The sequence below is a fragment of the uncultured Clostridium sp. genome, from assembly GCF_947036855.1.
Classification (GTDB): Bacteria; Bacillota; Clostridia; order Clostridiales; family Clostridiaceae; genus Sarcina.
Genome location: NZ_CAMQRY010000092.1, coordinates 1 through 9,912 on the forward strand (window position 1 = coordinate 1; position 9,912 = coordinate 9,912).

At 27.5% G+C, this 9,912-nt stretch carries 10 protein-coding genes; 2 read left to right on the forward strand and 8 right to left on the reverse strand.

All coding sequences use genetic code 11. The features are described from left to right. The 7 genes from Q0V15_RS09450 to Q0V15_RS09480 all read right to left on the reverse strand — a co-directional run. Nucleotides 1-550 (reverse strand): FtsX-like permease family protein (locus Q0V15_RS09450; RefSeq protein WP_297438356.1); only part of this gene is annotated, 550 nt, incomplete at its 3' end. Nucleotides 551-713: 163 nt separating this feature from the next. Continuing rightward, a complete protein-coding gene (gene tpx / locus Q0V15_RS09455) occupies nucleotides 714-1,211 on the reverse strand; it encodes a thiol peroxidase (protein ID WP_297438358.1) in 498 nt (165 codons plus the stop codon). A 317-nt stretch (nucleotides 1,212-1,528) separates the two neighbouring features. After that, a complete protein-coding gene (locus Q0V15_RS09460; RefSeq protein WP_297438360.1) occupies nucleotides 1,529-2,539 on the reverse strand; it encodes a HAMP domain-containing sensor histidine kinase in 1,011 nt (336 codons plus the stop codon). A gap of 6 nt (nucleotides 2,540-2,545) precedes the next feature. Beyond that, nucleotides 2,546-3,241 carry a response regulator transcription factor gene (locus Q0V15_RS09465; protein WP_297438362.1) on the reverse strand — a complete coding sequence of 232 codons (696 nt, stop codon included), beginning with the start codon at nucleotides 3,239-3,241 and terminating at the stop codon, nucleotides 2,546-2,548. Nucleotides 3,242-3,577: 336 nt separating this feature from the next. Further along, on the reverse strand, nucleotides 3,578-4,492 hold the full coding sequence (rbsK, locus tag Q0V15_RS09470; RefSeq protein ID WP_297438364.1) for a ribokinase: 915 nt from the start codon (nucleotides 4,490-4,492) through the stop codon (nucleotides 3,578-3,580). Nucleotides 4,493-4,852: 360 nt separating this feature from the next. Next, nucleotides 4,853-5,668, reverse strand: coding sequence for an ABC transporter ATP-binding protein (locus Q0V15_RS09475; protein ID WP_297438366.1), 816 nt, complete (start codon nucleotides 5,666-5,668; stop codon nucleotides 4,853-4,855). Nucleotides 5,669-5,687: 19 nt separating this feature from the next. Further along, on the reverse strand, nucleotides 5,688-6,896 hold the full coding sequence (locus Q0V15_RS09480; protein WP_297438368.1) for an FtsX-like permease family protein: 1,209 nt from the start codon (nucleotides 6,894-6,896) through the stop codon (nucleotides 5,688-5,690). A gap of 331 nt (nucleotides 6,897-7,227) precedes the next feature. Between Q0V15_RS09480 and pnuC (Q0V15_RS09485) the strand changes: the two genes are divergently transcribed. Continuing rightward, entirely contained in the window at nucleotides 7,228-8,046 is an 819-nt protein-coding gene (gene pnuC / locus Q0V15_RS09485) for a nicotinamide riboside transporter PnuC (protein ID WP_297438370.1), read from the forward strand. A gap of 459 nt (nucleotides 8,047-8,505) precedes the next feature. Next, nucleotides 8,506-9,276 (forward strand): nicotinamide riboside transporter PnuC, encoded by a 771-nt coding sequence (pnuC, locus tag Q0V15_RS09490; protein ID WP_297438372.1) that lies wholly within the window; start codon nucleotides 8,506-8,508, stop codon nucleotides 9,274-9,276. A gap of 140 nt (nucleotides 9,277-9,416) precedes the next feature. Here the strand turns inward: pnuC (Q0V15_RS09490) and Q0V15_RS09495 are convergent, their stop codons facing one another. Beyond that, complete coding sequence (locus Q0V15_RS09495; protein WP_297438374.1) at nucleotides 9,417-9,779, reverse strand: hypothetical protein; 363 nt, start codon at nucleotides 9,777-9,779, stop codon at nucleotides 9,417-9,419. Between the last annotated feature and the right edge of the window lie 133 nt (nucleotides 9,780-9,912).

Here is a 9,912-nt window from a genome sequence, read left to right on the forward strand (position 1 = left end):
CATTTGCTACATTTGTGATATTATAAAATCCTACTATTATAAAAATAATAATAAAATATATAAATGTTCTAGCAACTGCACCAAATGAAAATATAAATTTATACTTTGAAAGCCCAATACCTACAAGACTTAAAGTTGCCATAGCTAAAAGTTGTGATATCACAACCCCAAGTATAATTCCTATAATTAAAGAAATAACACCTATCCCAAGTGCTTCTAAAAACATAACTACTGCTATGCTTTTTTTACTCATTCCAAGAGTTAAACAAACTCCTATTTCTTTTCTTCTTCTTTTTAAAAAGAATGTATTAGCATAGATTATAACTATCGCAAGTATAACTCCAACACCGATTGATGCTATATTATATCCACTATTAACCTGACTCAATTCATAATCTGCAACTATCCCCATAGTTTGCATTAGATAATGTGACTTATCTAAAACTCCAAATGCATAAAATAAACTAATACTTACAGCAATCGTAAAAAAATAGACCAAATAATCTCTCATATTATTTTTTAAATTCTTAAGCGCAAGATTTAAATACATAATTCTCAACTCCCTTATCTTTAGTACAGATTTATTATATCTTCTTATTTATCTTTCACATATTGATTTACATTTCACTAACCTTTCAAAATTGTAAGATTCGACAAAAAAACCTTAGCAGATTTATTATCCACTAAGGTTTTTTTACTATATTAAGTTTAAACTACATTAAAGATTTTGCAACTTTCATTATTTTATCATAACTTGGTTCCATACCAATTTCTTCCAGGTATTCTGCAAACTGAACTTTTCCATCTTTATCTAAGACAAATGAGGCTCTTGTTAAAAGTCCTGTTTCTAAAATTAAAGTTCCTGTAAGCTCTGCAAAGTTAGCATGTTTAAAATCTGAAACTATATGAATATCTTCATTTTCAACATCAACACACCATCTTGACTGTGCAAAAGGTAGATCTTTTGAAATTCCGATTAAATTAACTCCATCTAAACTTGCTACTTCACTAGCAACTTTTTTAAGTTCCATATCACAAATAGGAGTATCAACTGATGGTACAGCTAAAATTATTCTAACTCCATTAACATCATTTAAATTCATATCTTCTACAACATTTACTGATGCTTTAAAGTTTGGGAACATATCTCCTAGTTTAATTTCATCTCCAACTAAATGGACTTCATTTCCACGCATTTTTGTTGTTCTCATATATATCACGCCTTTCTTATTTTATTTATTCTAGATTAGTTTTAGCAAAAATCCTAAAACTAATCTAAAAATTTTATATTTAAATTATTATTTATATCGGTATCTACTTTTAGAGTTTTCAATGGGTTTGCAATTATGTTGTATTGCATTTTGATTATACTCCCTAAAAAAATAAAATAAAAATAGCTTTACTTCTCAAATTAGCATGCTAAATGCACTTTTAAATAAATATATGAAAATAAGTTGCATATTTCCATATATTTTATTAAAAAATTGGTAGTTTTATTATGAATATTGAAATTTATATAAAAGTATATCTAAAATCTAGAAATCCCTCCAGTTGGAATAACTAAACTTACTATTGTAAATTCATCTTTTTTAGATTCTAATGATATTCCTACACTTAACCCATCACAAAGTTTCTTACATATATATAATCCCATTCCTGTTGATCTTGCATATACTCTTCCATTTTCACCACTAAAGCCTTTTTCAAATACTCTTCTAATATCTTCTTTTGCTATTCCACAGCCATTATCTTCAATCCTTAAAACAACTGAATTTTCTATATTCTTTGATGATATTTTAACTTTTGCTCCTATTTCCCTTGAGTATTTTATAGAATTTTGAACTATTTGCCCTATAATAAAACTAAGCCATTTTTCATCCATTGCTATAACTTCTAAAAGCCCCTCAATTTCTATTTGAATCCTTTTATTTATAAAATCACTAGCTTTTGATCTAATAACTCCATTAACTACTTTTCTTATTTCTACTTTTTTTATAATATAATCTCTACTAACATCTGTACTTCTTGAATAATATAATACCTGCTCTATAAAACTATCAACTGTATCAAGTTCTTTTGAAATTCTTTTTGTTGCTTCATCTTTATTATTTTCGATAATAAGCTTTGCTGATGCAATAGGTGTTTTTATTTCATGTACCCACGCCTCAATATAATCTCTATATTCATCATTTTCATGCTTATAACTTCTAACTTCTTCATTCATAGATTTATTACAATTCCTTAAAACTTCATGAATAATTCGTCCCTCTACAAAGTTTGGTTCATCTATAACTTCTGTAACAAGATACTTCTTATCTAAATTATTACTTACATCTATAAGGTCATTATAATATTTTCTTATTTTAAAAAATTCAAATAAGATATATATTATAATTGGCATAAACCAAAGTAAAAATACAACTATTATAATTTCATAACTAAAACCAATTATGCTTAAAGTAAATATAAGGGTTAAAAATACAACTAAATTTAAAATTAAAAAGCTAATCCTATCATACATATAACTGCTAAATTTCATTACTACTTACTCTCCCTCATTCATTATGTAACCTAGTCCTCGTCTCGTTTCAATAGCATTTATAACATTTATACTATCTAGTTTTTTTCTAAGTCTTGTTATATTAACAGATAGAGTATTATCATCAACAAAGAAGTCTGTTGACCAAAGATAGTTCATAAGTTCCTCTCTTGAAACAATCTTATTTTTATTCTTAATAAGGAATATTAAAATTTTCATTTCATTTTTGCTTATTTCACTTACCATTAAAGTTTTTATGTTTTTTATTACTCCACTCTCAAGGTTAAACTCAAGTTCTTTAAACATAAGCTTATTCTCAACTTTACTCTCATGGTTTATTTTTTTAGACCTTTTTAAAACCGCTTCAATCCTTGCAAGTAAAATCTGAGTATTATATGGCTTTGTAACAAAATCATCGGCTCCAAGATTCATACTCATAAGCTCATCAAGCTCACTATTTCTACTTGTAACAACAATTATAGGAATATCAGAATTTCTTCTAACTTCTCTACATATATAATATCCATCAAAAACAGGTAAATTAATATCTAAAAGAACTAAATCTCCATCTAAATTTTCTATCTCTGAAATAACATTTTCAAAATTTTCAATTGCATAAACTTCATAACCATTTCTACTTAAAAATGCGCTAAGTTCTACTCTTATAATTTCAGAATCCTCAACAATAATAATCTTCCTCATAATAGCCTCTCTTTCATCACTTTTATTCTTACTACTTGTCTATTTATCACTTATAAATATTAACACATATTATAGATAATTATCTTTTAAATTTAATCACAAGATAAAGTTTACTTGAATAAAATACACTATATTGATTGATTGATTGTGTTTTCATTTTTAATCTCTCCTAACAATACTAATCTCTCCTTTTTAATAAAATATATTAAAATGCACTTGGGAAAATCCAAGTGCATTTTAGCATTTCATTATAATATAACTAAAAAAAGTAGCATTGAAAATTCTCAATGCTACTTATAAATATATATAATAATCCCCACAAAACTATATATACTATTAACTTATTAATTTTAAAGCTTCTTCCATTTCTCTAATAGTTGGCATACCACCCTGTGCACCAAATTTTGTAACAGATAATCCAGCTGCTTTATTTGCAAACTTTATTGCTTCATATATTTCTATTTTTTCTGCAATACAACATGCAAATGCACCATTAAAAGTATCTCCAGCACCTGTTGTATCTATAGCTGTAACAAATTCTGAAGGAACTGTTATAACCATATTATCTTCAACATATGAAACCCCTTGTTTTCCTCTTGTAACTATAAGTCTTGTCTTATAATTACGCTGCCATTTAAGCATTTCATATTTTAGCACATCTAAATCACTTAAATCTTGCCCTACTATAAACTCAAATTCTGTTTCATTTGGTGTTATAAAATCTGTATATTCCAAAGTTTCATCATCAATCTTTCTAGCTGGTGCCGGATTAACTATTGTATAAACCTTAGACTCTTTTGCAATTTTTAATGCACATCTTACTGCTTCTTCTGGTATCTCAAATTGAGTTACCAGAACTTCTGCATTTTGGATTAACCCCCTATTAGCCTCAATAAACTTCTCATCACAATTATTATTAGCCCCTGGAACAACAATTATTGAATTATCACCCTCTGCTTTAAAAATTGTAGCAATCCCTGTGCTCTCTTTATCTCTTTTTATACCCATAGTGTTTAAACCCTCGAGTGACATCTTTTCTACTAGAACATCTGAAAATGAATCTGTCCCCACACATCCAATCAGTGAAACATTAGCTGAAAGTCTAGTTGCTGCAACTGCCTGATTAAATCCTTTGCCCCCTGGTAGATAACTAATTTTTTGCCCCATTATAGTTTCTCCCATTTTTGGCATCCTCTTTGAACTTACAACTAAGTCCATATTCACACTTCCTACAACAACTATCTTTTTCATAATATTTCTCCTCCTAAGTAAAACTTTTTTTGTCCTTCGTGATGTTTATACTCTTAATTTATCATCTGATATAAGCTTTTACAATATAGTTTAAATAATGTTTACTAGCATTCATAATTTGTGGATTTTTACTTTCCCCTCCTAAATCAAGTAAAATTCCTCTTTTGCTTACAAATCAGTAGATTTCTTCTTTACTATAATTTACATAGACTTCATATTTTGAATCTTTATTCACTTTAATTTGAATAAAAAAAGACTTATAAAAGTCTTTTTAAATACTTATATTAAAGTAATAAATCTTATTTCCCACAACATGCCACATTCATATATCACATTAAAATATGAATTTTTATACACCATTTAAAAAACTGCATCTTCTGAAACAAGTTCTAATACTTCATCAAAAAATTCTTTTTGTGTCTTAGCTTTTTTCTCTACAAATTTTTCTATCTTGCCATCTCTAAGATATAAAACCTTCTTTGCATATGATGCAATCATAGGATCATGTGTCACCATAAGAATAGTTATATTTCTCTCCTCATTAAGTTCCTTGAAAAAATTCATAACCCTTTTTGAGCTTGCTCTATCTAAATTCCCTGTAGGTTCATCTGCTACAATAATTTTAGGATTTGTAACAAGTGCCCTTGCTGTAGCTACTCTTTGTTTTTGTCCACCTGAACATTCCTCTGGATATTTACTTAGTAAATCTTCTATACCTAAAATTTCAGCTATCTCTTTTACCTTTGTTTCTATAACTCCCTTTTTTTCATTATTTAAAACAAGTGGAGCTGATATATTCTCTGCACAAGTAAGCAAATTCAATAAATTAAACTCTTGAAAAACGAACCCAATAGTTTTATATCTAAACTGTGCAATCTCTTCCTGATACATTGTCCTAAGTTTTCTCCCCTCTATATAAACATTTCCTCTTGTAGGTGTATCCATAGTAGACAAAAGATTAACAAGTGTTGACTTTCCTGAACCAGACGGTCCCATAACAGCAATAAACTCGCCTTCATCAATACTTATATTTACATTATCTACAGCTTTTATACTCCCTATTTTAACAGTAGCTGCTGCAAGCTTTCCAGCTTTAGTCGAATACTTACAATATTCCTTTAGTAAATTTTCACCAACCATAATTCCTTTTTGTAAAGTATCTATATTCTCACTCATAATTTCCCCTCCATTTTAACTACTTAATATATTCTGAAAGCAACTTATCTGTAATCTTCAATATAATCCCAGTTGCAATAATACTTACTATTATATGAGCTATTATATACATTAACCTATAACCATCTAATCCACCACCAAATAAAATAACTATTGGTAAATCAAATAATGGTACTAAAATTATAAATAAACTAAATATAAAAGTAACACTTCTTGCTATTTTTTTAACTTCTTTAGGTGTATATCCTATCATAGTCAAAATCTTATACTCATCTTTATTTTCTATGGTACTAAACACAACTTTATAAATAAAAGCTATTGTTACTATAATCATCATCATTGAAACACCAATAATCCCAAGTGCGATAATATATGAATCACTAGTATCCATTACTGCAAATGATGTACTTGCAAACTTAACTGCAATATATCCAACTACAAGAAATAAACTTCCATCTAAAATTTTCTTTAAAAATTTCAAAATCATAAAGTTATTCCTATTGTACTTTTTACCCATAAGTGCTGAATCAATCATAAGTACCATACCACAATAAAATACCCCTAAAAGACCTATATATTCTATAAATATTAATGATATACCCATTTTAACTGCACTTACAGATATGCTTAATGATTTCATATTTCTTTCTTTTTTAAATAAATCAATAGGCTCACACCTATATACCACTCCTGCATTATTAAATAGTACAAATGTAAATTGAATCAGTATAATAATTATTGGAACTAAAATTGATTCAATAGAAAAATTTAAATTTGGAGCAACTTCTCCATTAAAAGAATAAATAATTCTAATAAATATAGGTGCTAATATATTAGCTAAAATAAAACTTATTACAATTGATATTACCGACATAGTGATAAGTTGAAATATAGCTAACATTGATATATGTCCCTTACTAACTCCACATATTGTTTCAACTGCCATCTCTTTTCGTCTGTTTTCTAAAGACATATTATTTATATACCAAAATAGATATGATGATATAAATGCTGATATAAATATTATAATACCAAGTGTTCCCCCCTCATCTGCTCTTCCTTCAAGATAACAAACATTAAATAATATAAATAATGATGTATACGCTATTATTGTTGATAAAATCAAATAAAAACTTGCTATCTTATCTCGAGTTAAAAACTTTAATGCTAACTTACATCCACTTATACTTAAACTACTTCCCTTTTTTGCTTTTTCATTATTACTCATATGTTCTCCTTTTTACTTATTTCCCCTTAAAATTCTTATGTGAGCATCTTTATAATACCTTGTACTATTATAGTCGTAGCCTTTTCAATTTTCCTGTCAAAAACTTTTTCTCATCTCCTTAAAATTTATTTTGTAACTTTTTGTTAATATCTCTTAAAATAGAACCCTCCTATTAAAGCCATTTATTTTATTTTTATTTAATTTAGTTGCAAAATAGTTAAAAATAGTTTACAATTACTTTGTAGTGTTTGAAAACATTTTCATAATTTACATAATACTAAAAGCAGAAAAAATACGAATGATAAACTCATTGTTATGAGGAGGACAACCAATGCAATTTTTTAAAAACTTTTCAATGTTTCATAAAATATTTTTCTTAGTATTCTTTTTATTTAACATTGGATTATTCTTATTACATATCGGACAAGCTGAAAGCTTGAATGAAGCAATTTCACCAATTATGATAATTTCACTTATCTCATCTTTAACAGGAATATTCGCAGCAATATATACTGCTAGGGGGCAGGTACTTGCCTATGTATGGGGCTTATTTAATGTAGTTTCTTACATTTTTGTATCAACATCAAGACATATGTATGGAGAAGTTTTATTATATATTTTATATATGCTTCCAATGCAATTTGTAGGTTTTTATATTTGGAGAAAAAGTGCAAAACAATCATCTAGCGGAACAGTTGAAGCTAAAAAAATGACAAAGAAAAACTGGATTACCTTTGCCCTATTCTTTGTTATATTTTGGGCTGCATATGCAACTCTAGTGTTTAATTTGCCAACAATACTTGATAATGCATTTGGATTATCTATTCCTCATGACAAAGAATATTTACTTGATTCACTTACAGCAACACTTACAGTGTGTGCAGTAATTCTTGCTACTAATAGATATATTGAACAATGGTACTTATGGATTGTGGCTGATGTACTTGGAATTGTACTTTACATCTCCTCACTAATTCATCATGGTGGCTTTGAAGTTTCAGCTTTATCTGGAGCAATGATGTGGTGTCAATTCACAATTAACTCAATATACGGTTTTATAGTTTGGAGAAAACTACAAAACAGAAAAAATGCTTCTACTGAGAATTTTGAAGATAGTCCATCTGTAGTAGACTCACTAGACCTTGCATAAAAAAGATTAGATTAGTTATATAATAGATTAAATGATTAGATTAGATTTAAATTAGTTAAGAAAAGAAAGTTTATTATGAGTAAACTTTCTTTTCTTTTTTTCTAACTTAAATTAATTTCTAGTATTATTTTTCTTTTTTATTGACATCACTCATAATTCCTACTATAATATTTTTTTAACCCATTTTTAATGAATGAAAAAAATCATATCTTATATAATTCCAACTTTAACAATAATATCAATTAAATTCTTTTTAATAACTTTTCCTCCAAATAATCCCTTGAAAATTTATCAATGGTAAAGGTTTACCAATTATTTATTTTATAAAAATTAATAATTTGTTCATTTTCTATTGAAATATGTATTAAAACTATGTAAAATTCTCGTTAATGTGTTAAAGCAGAGTGCATATAACACACAAAATAATAATTACATATTCGAGAGGGGCTTTTTAAAACCATGCAATTTTTTAAATCATTTTCTAAATTCCACAAGATATATTTCATATTTTTCTTAGTAGTAAATATGATCGTATTCTTAAGTCCACTTTTTACAGGAGAATCATCTAGTACTTTATTTAGTATAGAATCTCTTATACCACTTTTATCTACACTTGCTGGATTATTTGCAGCAATTTATACAGCTAGAGGTCAAAAATGGGCTTATGTATGGGGATTTATCAACGTCGCAGCTTATATTTATGTTTCACTTACAAGACATTTATATGGAGAAGTTTCTCTATACCTTATTTATATGTTACCAATGCAAATTGTTGGTTACTATTCATGGAGTAAAAACTCTACTGGTGAAACAGTACAAGCTAAAAAAATGCAGAAGAAGCATTGGTTAATATTCCTTGTATTCTTCGTAGTATTCTGGTCAGCATATGCAACATTTGTAAATCACTTACCAGATATCTTTAAAGCATTATTCGATATGACTATTAAACATGATAAAGAATTCATGCTAGACTCTCTTACAGCAACATTAACTGTTTCAGCAGTTGTACTTGCTACTAACAGATTTATAGAACAATGGTACTTATGGATTATATCTGATTCACTTGGAATAGTATTATTCATAGTATCAATAATAGAAACTGGAAGCGTTACAGCTAGTGCGATTTCAGGAGCTATGATGTGGATACAATTCACTTCTAATGCAATCTACGGGTACATGTGTTGGAGAAAAATTCATGCAGCAAATATGGCAGCTAAAAATATAGCTTAATTATTATTTGTTAATCATAAAAAGAACCATCCTTGATTTTTTCTAGGATGGTTCTTTTTATGCTTTTATTTTAAATTTTAATTTCAAGCTATTTTTATTATAAAAATAACGCATTCTTTTTAAAAGAATGCGTTTTATATTTAATGAATTGTATTCTGGATTCTTGCTTCCCAATCTCTTGGTGGAACAACTTCCCAGTAAGTTACTACATATTCTTTTATATTATTCTTCTCTTTAACACAATAAACATCAATAATTTGAGCTCTATTAAAAACAAGTTTATTAATCCACTTTTCAACATCTAACGAATCAATTACCTTAACCTCATCTTCTGCTAAATCCCTTACTCTCATTAGGGTTTTATACATACCTGGGTTTCTTATCTCATCAATTGTTGCTTTTCTTAAAAATTTCTTTAATCTTTTTTTTCTATCTTCTTCTCGTAATCTTTCCTCTTCGCTTATCTGATTTACGTCTTGTGTTTTAAAAATACTCTTTAACATAACTCCTCCTATTACATGCTTATTCTACTTTATTATTATAACATATTTTTTTTCAATAATTAGATTAAAATTTTACCATTATCTAATAAAAATACTTTTATTTTTTTACAAATTTCTCTTTGTTTTTATAAAT